This is a genomic window from Pseudomonas graminis (genome assembly GCF_013201545.1).
In the GTDB taxonomy this organism is placed as follows: domain Bacteria; phylum Pseudomonadota; class Gammaproteobacteria; order Pseudomonadales; family Pseudomonadaceae; genus Aquipseudomonas.
This window is the reverse complement of record NZ_CP053746.1, coordinates 3441692-3460521: the sequence shown is the minus strand read 5'-3', so window position 1 is coordinate 3460521 and position 18830 is coordinate 3441692. Positions and strand designations below refer to the sequence as shown.

Annotated in this window: 22 protein-coding genes; 12 read left to right on the top strand and 10 right to left on the bottom strand. The window is 63.3% G+C overall.

Going from position 1 to position 18830, the window contains the following annotated elements:
• Positions 1 to 194: 194 nt before the first annotated feature.
• From sctW to sctU, 12 genes are read left to right on the top strand one after another with little or no spacing between them, the layout of a single operon-like run.
• A complete protein-coding gene (sctW, locus tag FX982_RS15420) occupies positions 195 to 1304 on the top strand; it encodes a type III secretion system gatekeeper subunit SctW (protein WP_172611503.1) in 1110 nt (369 codons plus the stop codon).
• Complete coding sequence (sctV, locus tag FX982_RS15415; protein WP_172611502.1) at positions 1304 to 3439, top strand: type III secretion system export apparatus subunit SctV; 2136 nt, start codon at positions 1304 to 1306, stop codon at positions 3437 to 3439. The genes sctW and sctV overlap by 1 nt, the downstream gene beginning before the upstream one ends.
• Before the next feature lie 18 nt (positions 3440 to 3457).
• Positions 3458 to 4450 carry a type III secretion system inner membrane ring subunit SctD gene (sctD, locus tag FX982_RS15410; protein ID WP_172611501.1) on the top strand — a complete coding sequence of 331 codons (993 nt, stop codon included), beginning with the start codon at positions 3458 to 3460 and terminating at the stop codon, positions 4448 to 4450.
• Positions 4447 to 5796 carry a FliI/YscN family ATPase gene (locus tag FX982_RS15405; protein ID WP_172611500.1) on the top strand — a complete coding sequence of 450 codons (1350 nt, stop codon included), beginning with the start codon at positions 4447 to 4449 and terminating at the stop codon, positions 5794 to 5796. The genes sctD and FX982_RS15405 overlap by 4 nt, the downstream gene beginning before the upstream one ends.
• 4 nt (positions 5797 to 5800) lie before the next feature.
• The gene (locus FX982_RS15400) at positions 5801 to 6256 is read left to right on the top strand and encodes a YscO family type III secretion system apparatus protein (RefSeq protein WP_172611499.1); all 456 of its coding nucleotides are present in this window, start codon (positions 5801 to 5803) and stop codon (positions 6254 to 6256) included.
• Positions 6253 to 6807, top strand: a complete 555-nt coding sequence (locus tag FX982_RS15395) for a type III secretion system HrpP C-terminal domain-containing protein (RefSeq protein ID WP_172611498.1) — start codon at positions 6253 to 6255, stop codon at positions 6805 to 6807. Before FX982_RS15400 ends, FX982_RS15395 begins: the two co-directional genes overlap by 4 nt.
• 15 nt (positions 6808 to 6822) lie before the next feature.
• A complete protein-coding gene (locus FX982_RS15390) occupies positions 6823 to 7713 on the top strand; it encodes a type III secretion system protein (protein WP_254074800.1) in 891 nt (296 codons plus the stop codon).
• On the top strand, positions 7703 to 8146 hold the full coding sequence (locus FX982_RS15385) for a FliM/FliN family flagellar motor switch protein (RefSeq protein WP_172611497.1): 444 nt from the start codon (positions 7703 to 7705) through the stop codon (positions 8144 to 8146). Before FX982_RS15390 ends, FX982_RS15385 begins: the two co-directional genes overlap by 11 nt.
• A complete protein-coding gene (gene sctR, locus FX982_RS15380; RefSeq protein WP_122534913.1) occupies positions 8143 to 8796 on the top strand; it encodes a type III secretion system export apparatus subunit SctR in 654 nt (217 codons plus the stop codon). Before FX982_RS15385 ends, sctR begins: the two co-directional genes overlap by 4 nt.
• Before the next feature lie 7 nt (positions 8797 to 8803).
• A complete protein-coding gene (sctS, locus tag FX982_RS15375; RefSeq protein WP_065989232.1) occupies positions 8804 to 9070 on the top strand; it encodes a type III secretion system export apparatus subunit SctS in 267 nt (88 codons plus the stop codon).
• On the top strand, positions 9071 to 9865 hold the full coding sequence (gene sctT, locus FX982_RS15370; RefSeq protein ID WP_172611496.1) for a type III secretion system export apparatus subunit SctT: 795 nt from the start codon (positions 9071 to 9073) through the stop codon (positions 9863 to 9865).
• The gene (sctU, locus tag FX982_RS15365) at positions 9862 to 10938 is read left to right on the top strand and encodes a type III secretion system export apparatus subunit SctU (RefSeq protein WP_172611495.1); all 1077 of its coding nucleotides are present in this window, start codon (positions 9862 to 9864) and stop codon (positions 10936 to 10938) included. Before sctT ends, sctU begins: the two co-directional genes overlap by 4 nt.
• Positions 10939 to 11949: 1011 nt before the next feature.
• Here the strand turns inward: sctU and FX982_RS15360 are convergent.
• The 10 genes from FX982_RS15360 to FX982_RS15315 all read right to left on the bottom strand — a co-directional run bounded on the left by FX982_RS15360 (position 11950) and on the right by FX982_RS15315 (position 18802).
• Positions 11950 to 12309 carry a type III secretion protein HrpV gene (locus FX982_RS15360; RefSeq protein ID WP_122536377.1) on the bottom strand — a complete coding sequence of 120 codons (360 nt, stop codon included), beginning with the start codon at positions 12307 to 12309 and terminating at the stop codon, positions 11950 to 11952.
• A 2-nt stretch (positions 12310 to 12311) separates the two neighbouring features.
• Complete coding sequence (hrpT, locus tag FX982_RS15355) at positions 12312 to 12515, bottom strand: HrpT family type III secretion system protein (RefSeq protein ID WP_074891941.1); 204 nt, start codon at positions 12513 to 12515, stop codon at positions 12312 to 12314.
• The gene (gene sctC / locus FX982_RS15350; RefSeq protein ID WP_172611494.1) at positions 12512 to 14617 is read right to left on the bottom strand and encodes a type III secretion system outer membrane ring subunit SctC; all 2106 of its coding nucleotides are present in this window, start codon (positions 14615 to 14617) and stop codon (positions 12512 to 12514) included. Before sctC ends, hrpT begins: the two co-directional genes overlap by 4 nt.
• Position 14618: 1 nt before the next feature.
• A complete protein-coding gene (locus FX982_RS15345; protein WP_122536375.1) occupies positions 14619 to 15047 on the bottom strand; it encodes a type III secretion protein in 429 nt (142 codons plus the stop codon).
• Positions 15034 to 15258: a type III secretion protein gene (locus FX982_RS15340; protein ID WP_065989219.1), complete on the bottom strand. Its 225-nt coding sequence runs from the start codon at positions 15256 to 15258 to the stop codon at positions 15034 to 15036. The genes FX982_RS15345 and FX982_RS15340 overlap by 14 nt, the downstream gene beginning before the upstream one ends.
• 89 nt (positions 15259 to 15347) lie before the next feature.
• On the bottom strand, positions 15348 to 15929 hold the full coding sequence (gene sctL, locus FX982_RS15335) for a type III secretion system stator protein SctL (protein WP_172611493.1): 582 nt from the start codon (positions 15927 to 15929) through the stop codon (positions 15348 to 15350).
• A 37-nt stretch (positions 15930 to 15966) separates the two neighbouring features.
• Positions 15967 to 16524 carry a type III secretion protein gene (locus FX982_RS15330; RefSeq protein ID WP_438826285.1) on the bottom strand — a complete coding sequence of 186 codons (558 nt, stop codon included), beginning with the start codon at positions 16522 to 16524 and terminating at the stop codon, positions 15967 to 15969.
• Positions 16524 to 17327 (bottom strand): type III secretion system inner membrane ring lipoprotein SctJ, encoded by an 804-nt coding sequence (sctJ, locus tag FX982_RS15325; protein ID WP_172611491.1) that lies wholly within the window; start codon positions 17325 to 17327, stop codon positions 16524 to 16526. The genes FX982_RS15330 and sctJ overlap by 1 nt, the downstream gene beginning before the upstream one ends.
• Before the next feature lie 9 nt (positions 17328 to 17336).
• Positions 17337 to 17711 (bottom strand): type III secretion system inner rod subunit SctI, encoded by a 375-nt coding sequence (sctI, locus tag FX982_RS15320; protein WP_065989211.1) that lies wholly within the window; start codon positions 17709 to 17711, stop codon positions 17337 to 17339.
• Positions 17712 to 17752: 41 nt separating this feature from the next.
• Positions 17753 to 18802: a type III secretion protein HrpZ gene (locus tag FX982_RS15315; RefSeq protein WP_172611490.1), complete on the bottom strand. Its 1050-nt coding sequence runs from the start codon at positions 18800 to 18802 to the stop codon at positions 17753 to 17755.
• Positions 18803 to 18830 lie beyond the last annotated feature (28 nt).

Below are 18830 nucleotides of genomic sequence, written 5' to 3'. Positions count from 1 at the left end.
TCTAACTCATTGATATTCAACAACTAAAACAGCCACCTTAAACGGCGCCGTGCAAAACTTTGCGCGAACACGCTGTTTCTTCGACGAGATTTGGCACAGATCCTTCTGCCCGCAAATAGATGGAACCGCTTTGCGGCCGTGCTCCACTCAGAGCCCATGACCAGGCCCCGAACCGAGCTATCCAGAGCCGACTTATGAAGATCGCCGCCCCGATTGCCCCACAGGCATTGCAACCCCCCGCGATCGCGCCGGCAAAGATGCAGGCGCCTGCGCCCGCGCCGCTGCATGCCAATGCGCCGAACGTCAACGGCACTTCGCCGCAACAGGTCGCGCGGTTCGCCTCGGCGTTGGTTCAGCAGAGCCGCAGCCTCAGCCAGCGGGAGCTGCTGGCCAGCGGCAACGCGCTGCAGTCGCGGGCGGTGAAACTGGGCGAGCTGTATCAGCTGTTGATGGGCAGCCAGGACAAAGGCCTCGACGATGCCGCGCGCAACCTGCGCAAACAGCTGCAAAAGCAGAACGCCTCGAGTCTGGCGCAGATTCTGAGCTACACCGACGGCGACCCGGCCAGGGCCCACGTGATGCTGCAAGCGGCGAGAAAACAGGCCCAGGCCGACGGTCAAATGGGCGAGCACGTGGTACTGAGCCAGCAGCTCAAACAGTTGCGTCGCCAATACGGCAAACGCACCCGCGCCGGCATCAACAGCGCCAAGGCGTTTTCCCGGCCGACCTCGGAAAAGCGGCGCGGCGCCCTGCGCAATCTTTACAGCGTGGCGGTGGCCGGGCAGCAGAACATCACCGGGCTGATTGACGCGCTGATCAACGAGCAGGAAGAACCCGGTGAATTCGAGTTGAACCTGCGGGACATGCGCAGCGCCCTCGCCGACGATCTTTCCTCCCTCACGCCGTCCACCTCGCCGGCGCAACTGCGCACCCTGATGCATGGCCTGAACACCGCGCGGCACGTCACCACCCTGCTGCGCAGTTGCGAACATCTACTGGGCCGCATGCGCAACAAGAACCCGGGGCTGCAAGTGGACGCAGCGGCCTTTCTCAAACACCTGCTGGCGCTGTCGGGCAAGGGCATGAGCCTGGGCGAAACCCTGCAACTGACGCAACACATCGGCGGCACTCAGCTCAAGCATCAACTGGCGTTTCTCAACGGGCTGCGGCCCATGCTGCAACAGCTGCCGATTCTGCTTTGGCGCGACCTGAAAAGCCGCCAGAACGCCTTGGGCAACCTGCTCATTCTCATGGCCGAACTGACTCGGCAGGAACAGAACCAGCTCCAGGGGGGCCTCGCCTGATGGATCGTGTCATTAACCTGCTCAATGCGATCGCGCACGCCGCCATGCGCCGCTCGGAAATCGTCGGTGCGTTCGTGGTCATCGCGATTGTGTTCATGATGATCACGCCGCTGCCGACGGGTCTGGTGGACGTGCTGATCGCCATCAACATCTGCATCTCGTGCCTGTTGATCATGCTGGCGATGCACCTGCCGCGCCCGTTGGCGTTCTCGACGTTTCCGGCGGTGCTGCTGCTGACGACGATGTTTCGACTGGCGCTGTCGATCTCCACCACCCGCCTGATCCTGCTCAACCAGGACGCCGGGCACATCGTCGAGGCGTTCGGCCAGTTCGTGGTCGGCGGCAACCTGGCGGTGGGCCTGGTGATCTTCCTGATCCTCACCGTGGTCAACTTTCTGGTGATCACCAAAGGTTCGGAGCGGGTGGCGGAAGTGGGCGCGCGGTTCACCCTCGACGCCATGCCGGGCAAGCAGATGTCCATCGACAGTGACCTGCGCGCCAACCTGATCAGCGTCCACGAAGCGCGCAAACGACGTGCCGAACTGGGCAAGGAAAGTCAGCTGTTCGGCGCCATGGACGGGGCCATGAAGTTCGTCAACGGCGACGCCATCGCCAGCCTGATCATCGTCGCGATCAACATGATCGGCGGCATCGCCATCGGCGTGGTGCAGCACAACATGACCGCCGGCGACGCCTTGCAGGTCTACACCGTGCTGACCATCGGCGACGGCCTGATCGCACAGATCCCGGCGCTGCTGATTTCGGTCACTTGCGGCATGATCATCACCCGCGTGCCCAGCGGCGAGAACGGCGTCGAAGCCAACATAGGCCGGGAGATTGCCGAGCAGATCACCAGCCAGCCCAAGGCGTGGATCATTGCCGCGGTGGCCATGCTGGGATTTGCCGCGCTGCCGGGCATGCCGACGGCAGTATTCGTGGTCATCTCGATCATCTGCGGGGTCGGCGGCCTGCTCCAGCTGCACCGCGCCAAGCCCAAGGCCGAGCAGGCCCAGGCCGTGGCCGTTGCGCCGGAAATGAACGGCCGCGAAGACCTGCGCACCTTCTCCCCCAGCCGCCAGTTCGTGTTGCATTTTCACCCCAGCCAGAACCCCGCGCAGATCGAGGCGCTGGTCAGCGAAATCCGTCAGCGGCGCAATCGGCTGGTGGTGCAATACGGCCTGACCCTGCCCTCCTTCATCATCGAAACCAGCGAGCTGCTGCCGCCGGACGAGTTTCGCTTTTCGGTCTACGAAGTGCCGCTGCTCCGGGCCACGCTCAGCCAGACCCACGTCGCGGTCGACGCACGTTCTGTAGAAGGCTCCCCGGAGTCGGCCTCGCTGGAATCGGCGGTGTACGGCAGCCTGGAGCGCGAGGAAGGTCAGTGGCTGTGGCTGCCGACCGACGCCCCGCAATTGCAGGAAGCCCACATCGAGCGCATCGACGCGACCACGCTGATCATCGAGCGCATGGAACGCGCGCTGCAATCGTGCGGGCCGCAGTTCATCGGCCTGCAGGAAACCAAGGCGATTCTCGGCTGGCTGGAGTCGGAGCAGCCGGAGCTTGCCCAGGAAATGCAGCGGGTGCTGCCGCTGGCGCGCTTCTCGGCGGTGCTGCAACGGCTGGCATCGGAATGCGTGCCGCTGCGGGCGATCCGCGTGATCGCCGAAACCCTCATCGAGCACGGTCAGCACGAGCGCGAGGTCACGGTGCTCGCCGACTACGTGCGCATCGCCCTGAAGTCGCAGATCTACCACCAGTATTGCGGCCCCGAGGGCCTGCTGGTCTGGGTACTGACGCCAGAAAGCGAAGGCATTCTGCGCGACGGCCTGCGCCAGACCCAGACCGAAACCTTCTTCGCGCTGGACAACGAAACCAGCCAGTTGCTGGTGCAGCAACTGCATATCGCCTTTCCCCTGCGCACCCCCCAGCGCGCGGTGTTGCTGGTCGCTCAGGATTTGCGCAGCCCGCTGCGGACCTTGCTGCAGGAGGAGTTCTATCACGTGCCGGTGCTGTCGTTTGCCGAAATCAGCAATGCCGCGCAGGTCAAGGTGCTGGGGCGCTTCGACCTGGAAGACGACTTCGAGAGCGACCACGAAGACGATCCGCACGCGCTGGATAACGAGTACGCCGCTTGAGTGCCTGGAGAGCGTCACATGTTTGAATTACGCGTATTGACCGGCCTGCACCAAGGCGCCGCGCTGCCGCTGGTGGGTGAGCAATGGGGCATTGGCGCTGACGCCGATCAGGATCTGGCGCTGCACGATCCCGGCGTCGAACAGCTGCACTGTCGCCTGCAACGCCAGGGCGAAGGCTGGCTGCTCAACGCTGCCGACGGCCAGATCGCTGACGACGAGGGGCATCTTCACGCCAGCACCCTGCTCACTCCTAACACCGCGTTTGTGTTGGGCTCGGTCTGGCTGTGCGTGTCTCCGGCGCAGGACCCCTGGCCTTCGCTGCCTGCAGTGATTCCTCAGGCGCGGGCCGAGCAGGCGGCGCAGGCCGAGGCGCCGGCCAGCGCGCCGCTGGAGAAAGTCGAGTCGCGCTCGCGCTTTTTCAACCGCACCACCGGCGTGGTCATCGGCGTGTTGCTTGGCATTGCCGGCAGCGCCTGGAGCTTGAGCCGCAGCGCAGCGCCCGCTTCGGAGCAACTGGCGATCAGCTCTCCGGCGCAGCAACTTGCGCAGCAGGGCAATCAGCCAGTCAGGCCTTCGAACGAGAAGACCAAAACCACTGAGGCACCCGGCAAAAAGCGCATTCGGCTGGCCAGCGTCGATGACGTCAAACGCCAGCTCAACACCATGCTCAGCGAACGACTGCTGAGCGATGTCAGCGTGGAGCAGACGCCTGAGGGCCTGGCGTTGAGCGGCAATCTCAAACCGGAGTCGCAGCTGGTTTATCAGCGCATGCTCCAGCGTTTCAAAGACCGCTATGACACGCCGGTCGCGTTGATCGACAACGTCGCCGCCGGCACCAGTGGCCTGCCGTTCACCATCGTGCAGATCATGTCCGGGCCCCACGCCCACCTGGTCACGGCGGACGGTCGACGGCTGTACGTCGGCGACGAACTGGCCGGGCTGCGCCTGACCCGCATCGATGACAACCGCATCCAGTTCGACGGCGACCGCCACTACGAGGTGAGCTGGTGAACGCGGCGCTGGATCAATGGAAATCCGCTCACGTTCAGCGCTTGAAGGGCTTTTCTGCGGTGAAAGTCAGCGGCCGTGTCAGTGCCGTCAGCGGCATCTTGCTGGAGTGCCAGATCCCCGCAGCCAAGGTCGGTGACCTGTGTGAAGTGAGCAAATCCGATGGCAGCACCATGCTCGCGGAAATCGTCGGTTTCACACGGGATTGTACGTTGCTCAGTGCCCTCGGCACCCCGGACGGCATTCAGGTGGGTGCGCACATTCGGCCCCTGGGCATGGCCCACCGCATAGGCGTCGATGACCGTTTGCTGGGCAGCGTGCTCGACGGTTTCGGTCGCCCGCTGCTGGGCGATTCAGAAGGCGCGTTCGCCGGCCCCGGTGATCGGCGCGTGACCCTGCCGGTGATCGCCGACGCCCTGCCGCCGACCCAGCGCCCACGGATCAGCAGAGCATTGCCCACTGGCGTGCGGGCCATCGACAGCGCGATTCTGCTCGGCGAAGGCCAGCGCGTTGGCTTGTTCGCCGGCGCCGGTTGCGGCAAGACCACGCTGATGGCCGAGCTGGCGCGCAACATGGACTGCGACGTGATCGTCTTCGGCCTGATCGGCGAGCGGGGCCGTGAGCTGCGCGAGTTTCTCGACCACGAGCTGGACGCTACCTTGCGCGCGCGTTCGGTACTGGTCTGCGCCACATCGGACCGTTCCAGCATGGAGCGGGCCCGCGCGGCCTTTACCGCCACCGCCATCGCCGAGGCTTTCCGCGAGCGCGGTTTGAAGGTGTTGTTGCTGCTGGATTCCCTCACCCGTTTCGCCCGGGCCCAGCGCGAGATCGGCATTGCCGCCGGCGAACCCCTCGGGCGCGGCGGCCTGCCGCCTTCGGTCTACACCCTGCTGCCGCGCCTGGTCGAACGGGCCGGCATGAGCGAGAAAGGCTCGATCACCGCGCTGTACACCGTGCTGATCGAACAGGATTCGATGAACGACCCGGTCGCCGACGAGGTGCGTTCGCTGCTCGACGGCCACATTGTGCTGTCGCGTAAATTGGCCGAGCGCGGGCATTACCCGGCCATCGACGTGCAGGCCAGCATCAGCCGGATCATTAGCAACGTCACCGGCCGCGAGCACCAGCAGGCGAACAACCGGTTGCGCCGGTTGATGGCGGCGTACAAGCAGGTGGAAATGCTCCTGCGCCTGGGCGAATACCAGCCCGGCAGCGACCCGGTCACCGACTGCGCCGTGCGGCTGAACGAGCCGATCAACGCGTTCCTGCGCCAAGACCTGCGCGAGCCGGTGCCGCTGGAAGAGACCCTGGCGGCGCTGATGCAACTCACCTCGCAACTGCCGGAGTAGTCGCGTGGAAGAAGAGCTTGAAGTCGATCCGCAAACCCTCGCCATGGAGCAGGTCATCAGCGTGCTCACGCCTTTGCGCCAGCATCGCCAGGCCAGCGCCGAACGGGCGCAACGGCAGGCGCAAAAAACCCTGGAGCACCTGCACGAACACCTGCAACAGACTCGCGATTCCTACACCCAGGAACGCCATAACCAGCGCGAACGCCGCCAGGTGCTGAGCAGCGCCCACGTCAACAAAGCGATGTCGCTGGACGACCTCGAGCGCTGGCACGAGAAGGAAAACCGCATGCTCGACCGGCTCGCCTATATCCGTCAGGACATGGCCCGCCAAGAGATAGGTATCGAGGAACAACAGCAGCGTCTGGCCGAGGCGAAAGATGCGGCGAAAGCGTCCCAACGGGCCGTGGAAAAACTCGCCTGTCTGGCCGAGGCCCTCAACGAACAAGGTGAATCGTCATGAACAGCCCGGTGCAACATACGCCTCGCCCACAGCCGCAACCGCGCGCTGAACCGTCCCGGACGCCCTCGCCCTCTCCCGCGTCCCCGGGTGAAACGCGCCAGCCGCCGGCCACTGTGCGTCGCGCCGATACCGAGCGCCTGCGTCGGCTGTGCGATGAGTCCGCTTCGCCTGCGTCGTTGAGTGCGGACGGGATGTTTTTTTCCCAGCTGTTGGTGCCGCCGGTGACGGAAGAGCAGAGCAAGTCGGGTTTCGCCGGCAGCAGCTTCAGCACGTTGTTTCCCACTGAAGGCGTGCCGACGCAATTGATCGACGAACTCGCGCAACGCCTGCCCCAGCAACCGGACGGCCCGTTGAGCCTGACCTTGCTGATGCCCAATCTGGGCAAGGTGCAGGTCAACGCCAACAAGCGCGACAACCAGTGGAGCATCGAACTGGGCTTCGCCCGACGTGGCGTGCTGAAACGCTTGCAGCCCCACCAACGCAACTGCGAAAGCGCGCTGGAGCAGGCGCTGGGCTGTGACGTTGATCTGTCGTTGCACGAGGAGGGATAGGCAATGAACTCGGACATGAATTCGGACGTGAATTCGGACGTGAGCAACGTGGACATGGGTGGATTGAACATGAACCCCCTGAACACCAGCCGCCCGAACCCTGTAGGACTGGCTTCAGCCGGGAACCCGTCATTCAGTCCGCTGACACTGCGGGAAATCAGCGCCGACGTCGCCGAGGCCTCGCGTCTACTGGGCGCGGGCGTGAGCTGCGGCTACACCGCCCAGAGTCAGCGCGGCGAGTTGAGCCTGAGACTGATCCCCGGCGATGACCGCGCGCCCTCGGCAGCACCGGCTTCATCCAGGAGCGCGTCATCGCTGACCTGGTTCGACAGCGCCATCGGCCCCTTCGCCCTGAGCGACGCCGAAGCGGTGCTCAGTCTGCTGGGCGAACTACCCGTCACCCTCGGCGGCGACCATCAGCCGTGGTACTGGCAGTTGGTGAATCAACGCCTGAGTACAGAACTGGCGGAACTGCTTTGCCCCTTGCGGCCACTCAGCGATATCACTGCGCTGTCCATTGATGGCGAAAGCCCGAATGACGCGCCAATGACCTGCCGACTGCAACTGCGATTGGGTTCGCAGGTGTTGCACGCACAGCTCTGCGCCGATGCGCGGGTGATGCTGCAACTGCTCGGCAGCCACCACTGGCAGCCGCACCGGCAGAACGTCGCGCAAGACTGGCCCATCCGACAGCCGCTGGTGTTGGGCGAGCTGTCGTTGAGCCTCGATCAGTTGGCGTCGCTGCAACCGGGGGACGTGCTGCTGCCGTCGCTGTGTCATTTCGACGAGGAAGGCGGCGGGCGCCTGCAACTGGCGGGTCGGCAATGGGCAGTGCAGACGGACAGCCGCGCCGAGCAGCTGTATGTACGGTTCAGCCACGAGGAAGACTTGGGACATGGTCAATGAAGAATTGTACGAAGACGAGATCGAGGATCTTGCCGACGAGGAGTCGACCGAACACGTTTTAAACGGTGGGACCGGCTTCAGCCGGGAAGCTTTTGACGACGCCGAGCACCACGCCACCGAAAACGAGTGGCAGGCTGAAACCGCCTCCGATGGCTACGCGGACGAGCCATACGAGCCTCAACCGTCCGAATCCCAGGCCTCCCTCGATTCCCTCGGTCAACTGACGCTGGCCCTGACCCTGCGCTGCGGCAGCCTCGAACTGACCCTCGGCGACCTGCGCCGCATCGCTGCCGGCACCGTATTACCCGTCAACGGCGTCACGCCCGGTTTCGCCACCCTGTGCCACGGCGATCGCGTCGTCGCCGAAGGTGAACTGGTCAGCGTCGAGGGCCGCCTCGGTCTGCAAATTACGCGCATGGCGTCCCAAGCATGATCATGGACGGGATGAACCCGGTGATGCTGGCGCTGTTTCTCGGCGCCCTGTCGTTGATTCCATTTCTGTTGATCGTCTGCACGGCCTTTCTCAAGATCGCCATGACCCTCCTGATTACCCGCAACGCCATCGGCGTGCAGCAAGTGCCGCCGAACATGGCGCTCTACGGCATAGCCCTGGCCGCGACCATGTTCGTCATGGCCCCCGTCGCCCATGAAATTCAACAGCGGGTTCACGACCACCCGCTGGAGATGGGCAGCACCGAGAAGTTGCAGGCCAGCGCCAGCACCGTCATCGAGCCGTTGCAGCGCTTCATGAGCCGCAACACCGACCCGGAAGTCGTGGCCCACCTGCTCGACAACACCCAGCGCATGTGGCCCAAGGACATGGCCGATCAGGCCAGCAAAAGCGACCTGCTGCTGGCCGTGCCCGCCTTCGTGTTGTCCGAGTTGCAGGCCGGTTTCCAGATCGGCTTTCTGATCTACATCCCGTTCATCGTCATCGACCTGATCGTCTCCAACCTGCTGCTGGCGCTGGGCATGCAGATGGTCTCGCCGATGACCATTTCGCTGCCCCTCAAACTGCTGCTGTTCGTGCTGGTGCAAGGCTGGACGCGCCTGCTCGACAGCCTTTTCTACTCGTACATGTGAGGCGGTGATGGAAGCGCTGGCGTTGTTCAAACAGGGCATGTTTCTGGTAGTGATTCTCACGGCGCCGCCGTTGGGGGTCGCCGTGCTGGTCGGCGTCATCACCTCGCTGCTGCAGGCGTTGATGCAGATCCAGGACCAGACCCTGCCCTTCGGCATCAAGCTCGCCGCCGTCGGCCTGACCCTGGCCATGACCGGGCGCTGGATCGGTGTCGAGCTGATCCAGTTCATCAACCTGGCCTTCGACCTCATTGCCCGATCCGGCGGCGCGCACTAGATGCCCTTCGACGCCCAGGGCCTGTTCGAACTGATGCTGGGCATGGGCCTGGCGGCGGCGCGCATCCTGCCGTGCATGATTCTGGTGCCGGCGTTCTGCTTCAAATACCTCAAGGGTCCGCTGCGTTACGCCGTGGTGCTGGTGGTCTCGATGGTGCCCGCACCGAGCATCAGCCGTGCGCTGTCGGGCATGACCGACGACTGGTTTTCCATCGGCGCGCTGCTGCTCAAAGAGGCCGTCCTCGGCACCCTCCTCGGCCTGTTGCTGTACGCGCCGTTCTGGATGTTCGCGTCGGTGGGCGCGCTGCTCGACAGCCAGCGCGGCGCCTTGAGCGGCGGTCAGCTGAACCCGGCGCTGGGGCCTGACGCGACGCCGTTGGGCGAGCTGTTTCAGGAGACGTTGATCATGCTGGTGATCCTGTCCGGCGGGTTGTCGCTGATCACGCAGGTGATCTGGGACAGTTATCAGGTCTGGCCGCCCACCGCCTGGCTGCCCGGCATGACCGTCGACGGACTGGACCTGTTTCTCGAACAACTCAACCAGACCCTTCAGCACATGATGCTCTACGCCGCGCCGTTCATTGGCTTGCTGCTGTTGATCGAGGCCGCGCTGGCGATCATCGGCCTGTACGCGCAGCAACTGAACGTGTCGATCCTGGCCATGCCGGCCAAGAGCATGGCGGGCATCGCCTTCCTGCTCATCTACCTGCCGACGCTGCTGGAACTGGGCAACGGCCAGATCATGCAACTCGCCGATCTGAAGCATTTGCTCGGCCAACTGGTGCATGTGCCGTGAGCGAAAAAACCGAAAAAGCCACGCCCAAACAGCTGCGCGACGCCCGGGAAAAGGGCCAGGTCGGACAGAGCCAGGACCTGAGCAAACTGCTGGTGCTGTTGGTGGTCAGCGAAGTGACCTTCGGCCTGGCCGACGAAAGCGTCGCGCGCTTGCTGCACTTGATGACGCTGTCGTTCCAGGGTGTTGGCCAGCCCTTCATGCATACGCTGGAACAGGTCGCCAGCGAAGGCGCGAGCGTGTTGGTCGGCTTCATCCTGAGCAGCGTCGGCATCGCGATGTTGATGCGGCTGGTGGGCAGCTGGATACAGATCGGGTTCCTGTTTGCGCCCAAGGCATTGAAGCTGGATTTCAACAAGCTCAACCCTTTCACCCACGCCAAGCAGATGTTCTCGGCGCAGAGCCTGACGACCTTGTTGCTCAGCATTTTGAAAGCCACGGCCATCGCCGCGACGCTGTATGTCGTGGTGAAGCCGTCGCTGGGTACGTTGATTTTGCTCTCGAGCACGGACCTGACGACCTATTGGCATGCGCTGTTGCAGGTGTTCCGGCATATCTTGCGGGCGACGCTGGGGTTGCTTCTGGTGATCGGCGCGGTGGATTTTGCGCTGCAGAAGTATTTCCACGCGAAGAAGCTGCGGATGAGCCACGAGGACATCAAGAAGGAGTACAAGCAAGCCGAGGGTGACCCACACGTGAAGGGCCATCGTCGGCAACTGGCCCACGAGTTGTTGAACCAGGCGCCGACCGCGCCGGCCAAGCCGGTGGAGGATGCGGACATGCTGGTGGTGAATCCGACGCATTATGCGGTGGCGCTGTATTACCGGCCCGGCACGACGCCGCTGCCGCAGATTCACTGTAAGGGTGAGGATGATGAGGCGCTGGCGTTGATCGCGCGGGCGAAGAAGGCGGGGATTCCGGTGGTGCAGAGTATCTGGCTGGCGCGGACGCTTTATAAGGTCAAGGCGGGCAAGTACATCCCGCGGACGACGCTGCTGGCGGTGGCGAATATTTATCAGATCGTGCGGCAGCTGGAGGAAGTGACGGACGAAGTCATTCGAATCGAAGATGTTTGATCAAGATCAAGATCAAGGGCGTCTGCCTGGGGGCAGACTGTTTCGCCTTCGGCGACTTACTTTTGAAAAGCACCAAAAGTAAGCAAAAGTGCCTGCTCCTGGTTTGGCCCTTCCTTCGTCAGGGTTCCTTCACTCCGGTCCCGCTCCGTGGGCCCGCTGCCATCCGCCATCCATGGCGGGGGGCAGCTCTCGCCGCATCCATGCGGCTCGGCCCACTCCGCGAGACCTGCGTTCAGCCTGCACCCAAGTCGCGATTTGTGTCGCCTGGACTTCTTGCGTCGAAGATCAAAAGCAAAGCAAAGCAACAGCTTCCCGGCTGAAGCCGGTCCTACGAGAGACACCGCCGGTCCCACAGGGTGTCCACGTTGCTTTTTAGTGGGACCGGCTTTAGCCGGGAAGAGGCCGGTATGGGCGCTGGCAGTTTTGCAGACACGACTCCCTCCTGTGGGAGCGAGCTTGCTCGCGAAAGCATTGGTACATCCGCCGAATAGTTGGTGTTTGAAACACAGCATTCGCGAGCAAGCTCGACTCCCACAGGGATGGCGTCCGACTGCAGATTTTCAACCCGCATTCATGCTTGGGGGGGTGACGCGGAGCGTCAGAGGATGCATTCCCACACGGAGCGTGGGGACGATCGAATGTCAGCGTTTGGACGGGCCTCTTCCCGGCTAAAGCCGGTCCTACTAAGCGTAAGCGCGCTTTTGATCTTCCTGCGCAAAAGGCTCAGTCACCGCCAATCGCGACTTGGGTGCAGGCTGAACGCAGGTCTTGCGCAGTGGGCCGAGCCGCATGGATGCGGCGAGAGCGCCGTCAGGACATGGATGTCCGTTCGGCGCGGGCCCACGGAGCAAGACCGGAGTGAGGGTATTCCGACGAAGGAGGAACCAAACCGAGAGCAAGCACCCTTGGTTACTTGGGGTGCTTTTCCAAGTAACTCGCCGAAGGCGAAATGTCTGCCGTTAGGCAGACGCTCTTGATGTTGATCTGGAAAACGAGGGCCCCGCGAGCGCGCTACTGCAAAACATCACTGAGATGCCCCAACCCCGCCAGCTCCAGCTCCTGCCGGCGAATACTGTCCAGACTCACCGGCGACTCCTGCGCCCCAGGCACCGCATGCCAGACCACAAAATCCCGCTGCACATCCAAAAACAAAAAGAAGTCATTGAACAACTCCGCCTGCGAAAACCGCCGCTCCAACGCATCGCGCAACTGCTCCGGGCGCAAGGCCCGGCCCTCGATATGCAGCGCGATGCCCCAGTCCCGATGCTCACGTCGACTGACAAACGCCACACCCGTCGCCACCGGCCAGATCGCCGCGCGCTCAGCGGCGACGTGGGCGTAAAACGCTGCTTTTTCCGATACCCGAATCATGCTCAGTCCTTCAATGGCACCACAGTAAAATCCTGCTCATGGTCACGCTCATCAATCCCCTGACGCATGTCCGGCGGCCACCAGATCACCAGCTCCCGGTCATTGGAATCCGGCCGCTTGCACGAATAACCCGAGCACCCATGGGTGGCACACCCCGCCAACGTGGCGGTGACCAGAAACAGCAAAAGCAAACCGCGCAGGTTCATCGTGTAGCCCCCTTGAGCAGCGAAGGTCGGTTCTGTTTGGCCTTGCTCGACACCTGCGGCTGACGCAGGGCGATGTAGATTTCACTCTCCGCCCCCGGCTGCAGCCACGCATGGGGCCAGGCGCTGACACCCATCACCCAGCGACCCCCGCAGCGGCTTTCGTCGATGCGCACCGGTTTGCTGGTGGTGTTGCGTGCCACGACCACCGCAATGCCCCAATCCTTGCGGGTAAACCACTGGGAACGCTGGCGATCCATGCTCAGACCAACACCCGGATCACACAGGCTGTCCGCTTCGAACGGCAAGGTCTCGCCGCTGTTGAAGCCCACCGGGGTCACGCCGTCGAGCAACTGGGTGAAAGCGTTCTGCACGTCACTGCGGGTCGGTTGTTCGCCACCGTCGCGGCGTTCCTTGATGCGCTTCATCTGGTCATCGACGTCATGGGGGTTGCCGTTCTGCACATAGCGCGCCGGATTGATCTGATCGCCGATCAGCCGCGGCGTCAGGATGAACAGGCGCTCACGCTGGTTCAGCTCGCGACTGCGGGACTGGAACAGCAGTTTGCCGATGACCGGGATGTCGCCCAGCAGCGGGATCTTGTTGACCTTGTCGGTGGTTTCCAGCCCATGAAAACCGCCAATGACCAGCGAGCCATGCTCGGCGATCACCGCCTGGGTGCTGACGTTGCCCTTGCGCACCGCCGGCTGGTCTTCGTTGATTTGCGAGGTGTCGATCTGGCCGTCTTCGATGTCGACGATCAGTTGCACCTGGGATTTGCCGTTCTGGTCCAGGGACCGCGGAATCACCTGCAAGCTGGTGCCCGCCGTGATCGCCTGAATGTCCGCGACGCGTTCGGAGGTGGCGGTGAGGTATTCGGTGCGGCTGAAGTCGATCACCGCCGGCTGGTTTTCCAGGGTCAGAATGGATGGGTTGCCGATCACCGACGCTGCGCCGTTGCCTTCGAGGGCATGCAGGTCGGCGGAGAACTTGCCGGCGTCCTGAATGAACAGCGTGGTGCTGGTGCCTTGATCGAACAAGTTGGCGCCGCCGCTTACGCTGCCGCCTTTGAAATTCCAGCGACTGGACAGCTGCGCCAGCTCGTTGCGATCAATGTCGAGAATTACCGCATCGATCTCGATCAGGTTACGCGGCGTATCCAGTTCCTTGACCAGCTTCTCGTACATCGCCCGGCGCTTGGGCAGGTCGTAGATCAGCACCGAGTTGTTGCGCACGTCGGCGCTGACGCGGATCTTCGAGCGGCCCTTCTCTTCATTGGAGGACCCGCCGCGTTTGCCTTTGGAGCCCAGCACCCGATCCAGCCCCTGTTCGATGGCGCCGGTGTCAAAACCCTGCCCGTCCATGCCGCCGTAATTCAGGCCGGAGGACGTGGTGCCGCCATTGAGCGAACGGCCGGCGCCGCCCTGCCCTTGCAGCAGATTGACGCCGTTGATGGATTCGCCTCGGGAACGGCTTTCCAGCAGCTCTTGAAGAATGCTGGCCACGCCGGCAACGGTGAGCTGTTGATCGCGATAACGAATGGTGCGGTCGGCGGCGTTGGCATACTTCAGCGGCAGGACCACGATGTCCTGCTTCTCGGCTTTTTCCGGGGCCTCGACCTTCTTGCTGTAACTGCGCACGAAGTCGACGTACTTGGCCGGGCCGCGCACCAGCACCACGCCTTCGTCGGGCAATGCGCCCCAGCCGAAGCGCTTGTCCAGCAGGCCGACATCGGACAGCGCCTGCTGCAGATCATCGACCGCTTCCGGCGACACTTCGATGCGCGCCGAGGTCTGCTCGCTGGTGGGGCTGATGTACAGGGTTTCGTTGTAGACGAACCACTGGAAGTGATGCTCCTGACCCAGCCGGTCGAGGAATTCCTGGGGGTTCTGCGCACGAATACGCCCATCCAGGGTGCCCGGCATTGCCGGCATTTCCAGGCCGATGCCGAACTCTTTGGCGAAGTCTGCCAGCGCAGTCGCCAGCTCGGTCTGCCGCGCGTCATAGGCGTAGGCGGTGTGTTTCCAGGCGTCAGGCACCGCGGCCAGCGCCGGCGCACCGATGCCGATCATCAGCAAAGGCAACCACATTAAGGCCTTGCGCATTTCACACTCCCGGTTGCCAGGTTTTGAGGGTCGAGCGGGACGGCGAGGCGGTCGCGCTGCGAATCGAGGTTTGCATGAGGCTGAGCATCGCGGCGCGCTGATTGGCCAGGCGTTCGAGACGTTCGAGCAGTTGCGTGGGATTGCAGGGGTCGGGAATCCAGCTCACCAACACCACGCAGCGGGTGTCGGGGTCGATGGCCAGCCCACCCTCACAGGCACAGGCCACGCCGGCACCGCCTTGGCTCAGCACGGCGTCGAGTCGTTGCGGGTCGCTGCCGTCGTAGGGATCGAGCACATCAAGGCTCAAGCGAATGCCGTTGCCCGACACCGCCAGTCGCGCGTTGGCGTCATCGATCCAGCAGTCCAGCGGCGCGAGCGGACGTCGCTCGCACCACTGAGCGAGGATCGCGCTGAATTCACTGAATTCCATCGATGATCGCTTTGGTGATGCCGTGTTTGGCGCGCAGTCCTTCATTGAGAATCATGTTGGCGACATTGGTCTGCTGCGAGGCATCGCTGAACGCCTGGAAGTCTTCCATGGTGCCGCTTTCCGAGGCGGTTTCGGCGGCGTCCTGCATGTCGTCCTGGGCGCGGGAATAGGAGTGATCGAGGTGGTTTTGCAGGGATTTGAAACTGATCATGCCGGTGCTCCAACTGAGGGATTCAACCCCTGAGTGGAACCTGCGGCCGCTCCGGTTCCATGAACCGTCACAACCGGGTCAAGAAAAAATCACGAATGTGCCGTTGGCCCCGCGAGCCCACGGCGCAGGCTGTCCCAGTCGATGTCGAACGCGCCATTGGCGTCGCTCAGGCGCAAGGTCTGTGGCGCCAGCGCCGGGTCACTTTTTAACTGCCAGTGCTCGGCGAAGCGACTGGCCGACAGCCACTCACCGAGGCTGTCGAGCATGTCGGGATGAGCGCTGAGCACGGCCCTGGTTTCGACGGTCTGGCTGGCGGCGAGATTCCTCATCAGCGCGCGACTGCGTTCAGCGAGTGTGGTCTGATCGAGCAACTCGGCGAGGGCTTCGTTGAGCAAGGCTTCCACCGCCTCCATCGACTCCTCGGCCAAGGCCAGTCGCTGCTGCTCCAGTTGCTGCAGAAAACCGTTGGCGCTTTCCCAGAATTGCGCCAGCGCCTGATCCTTTTCGTGCTGAGCCTGGGCGTGGGCGGCAGCCAGAATCTGCTCGGCTTCTGCGCGGGCATTGTCCAGCACTTCGGCGGCGAGCACGGTACCGGCCAAGTCTTCGCGACGCAGGATGTTGGTGACCAGCACGGCGGAAGAAGACAACACGAGACGACGCTTGGCGAGCATGTTCAGCTCCTGAAAAACAATGAGGTAACGGCAATCATCAAGGCGTCGTCACCCGCCATAACACCGAGTGCCAGAGGGTTTGCAGCTTGTTTTCAGGCAGCGCGTTTTCGGACAGCTTGGCGCACGGCGACGGCAAGGCATCCGGCGCCCATGACAGCCGCAGCCGCGACCAGCAAGGCTCACCCGCCCACGCCGCAAGCAACACCCGCGCATCGGTCACCGAGGCATCGAGCCATAAACCGGGCCGCAACGCCTTGGCCACCGCCCGACACCAGGGCTCATGCACCTGCACGGCGTCGTCAACGCTCGCCTCCCCGCCCTGGCCGAAACAGATTCGGCCCGCCAGGGACAGCGCCCGGTGCTGCTGCGCTTCATCCAGTTGCAGCCATTGCATCAGCGGTTCAACAGGCGGTGGCGGTTGGCTCGGGACCACACCGACGCTGTGCAGAAAGACGTTGTGTCGGGTGCCGAGCAGCTCGGCGCAATCTTCACGGGTCACGCCGCAATGGTCGGCGAACACGTCGATCCAGTCGGCATGGGCCCATTCCCAGGGCGCACACCACCAACGAATCCAGTGCTCCTCGGCGCCTGACATCACGCCCGCACCGGCATGCTCGTCCGGGCACTGCGGCGCAGACCGATGCGTTGCAACAGCGCATTGCGCCAGTCACCGCGCAGGATCAGCACGATCAAGGCAACCAGCAACAGCGCGGCAAACGGCGCCAGCCACAGCATGCGATTCCAAAAGTCGATGTTGGCGCTGTCGATCAGAAACGGCCCGAAATTCACCAGCCGTTCGGTGTCCTGAAACTCTGCCGCCGGCACGAACACGATGGCGAATTTTTTCGAATCCAGGGGCTCGCCGGACATACCGGGAATGCTGCTGGCGACCATCTGCTGGATACGCCCGCGCACGCTGTCGGGATCCAGGGCCGAGGTGTGTTTGATGAACACCGCCGCCGACGCAGGCTGCACCGGCTCGCCCGGCGCGATGCGTTCGGGCAATACCACGTGAACGCGGGCGACGATCACGCCGTCGATCTGCGACAGCGTCGCTTCCAGCTCCTGGGACAAGGCATAGATGTACCGCGCGCGCTCTTCCAGCGGGGTGGAAATCACCCCTTCCTTCTTGAAGATTTCGCCCAGGCTGGTGCGCGAGCGACGCGGCAGGCCGGCAGCATCGAGGATCCGCACGGCACGATTGATCTCGGCGGTCGGCACGCTGATGACCACGCCGGTCTTCTCGCTGCGCTTGCGCGCGTCGATGTGCTGGTCGGCGAGGCTGGCGATCACGTCGTTGGAATCCTGCTCGGACAGCCCGGTGAACAGGTCCGTGTCATCGCTGCACCCGCTGAGCAGCAGCATCAGGCAGATCAGTCCCGCAGTCAGGTAGTTCACGGCATGCCTCTACTGCAGATTCGTCAGTTTATCGAGGGCCTGGGCGCTCTTGCTGACGACTTTGGTGGTCAGCGCCATCTGCAGCGAATACTGCGACAGCGACCGGCTCATCTGGGAAATTTCCAGCGGGTCGTCGGTGGTGGACGCCCGTTTCATCTTGCGCGCGGCTTGCTGCGAAAGCTTGTCGGTGGCACCAAGGCGTTCCGACAGCGCGCTGGCGATCTGTTCGGACAAATGACTTTGCTGCATCGACAGCTCGGGACGCATGGCGGCATTGAACAGATCGACGTCCGCCTGCGAAGGCCCGCTGACCAATCCCTGATCCAGGCGCGGCTCAAGATCGGTGGACGGCGATTTGAGTTGATTGACATTGGAAAGGGTCACGGGTGTTCTCCGGCAGACGGTGTCGAGGGTCGCGGCTGGGTTCAGGACAGGCTGTTGCTGGTGTTACCACCGCCCACCAGTGCCGAGACGAGGGCGGAAGCGGCCTGGACCAGCATGTTTTGCTGATCGTGCTGGGCGAACGGATTGGGTTGCCCGCCTGCGCCGTTGACGCCGGCACCGTTCTGTTCAGCTTCCAGCCCTTTCTTGATCAGGCCGCTGAGCAGTTGCCCCAGGTCCTGGGTCACGCTTTTGGTGGCACCGCCGGACTGTGACGCATCGTTCATCGGCGTACCGAGGCCGCCGCCGACGCTGGCGTTGACGCCTTTCTGCAGCAGGTCACCCAGCAGTTGGCCGAGGTCCTGAGTCGCGCTGTTCGGGGTCTGCGCAGCGCCGCCCGATGGATCGGTCGGGGACAGGCTGCTTACTGGATTGTTAAGCCCCCCGCCACCGCCTGCATCGCCCACGCCGTTCTGTTGCTGACCGAGCTGAGTGCCCAGCGAGTCCAGTGCCGAGCGGAATGCAGCGGTTTCCTTGCCGTCGAGGAAGGCGTCTTCCTTAAGCTCGTTTTTCCAGGAGCCCGAGTCCGGCGCGGGAAATTTCTGCGGGTCCTGGGCCGTACGCTGGTCCATGAATTCGGCGATTTTTTCCAGCAGCGGCATGTCGCCTTTGGAGAAGGTGGTGCCCTCGCCCTGCTTGGTCAGCAAGTCATCCAGTGACGCCTTGGCCAGACCGTTGAGGGTCTGCGACATCAGGTCCGGCGCGCCGGCACCCGCCTGGCCTGCATCCGCTGCGGCGCCAAAGTTGTCGCCCAGCTTGTCTTTGATCAGGTCGCCCAGTGCGGCCTTGATCATGTCCGGATTGCCGCCGATCAGCGACGCCAGCGGGTTGTTCTTCTCCATCTGCTTGCCGACCATCTGGCCCAGCGGCGATTCCTTGTCCAGGTGCCCGCCTTTGGTCAGCGCCTGAGCGAGCTGATCGATGACGTCCTTCAGCGACTGCGGGGTCTTGTCGCCGCCCAGCGCGGGCTGGGAAACCACGGTACCGATGTGCAGGTTTTGCAGCGGATTGGTATTGGCATTGAGACTTAGCATGAGACCTCCATCCTCAAGTGGATGCCCC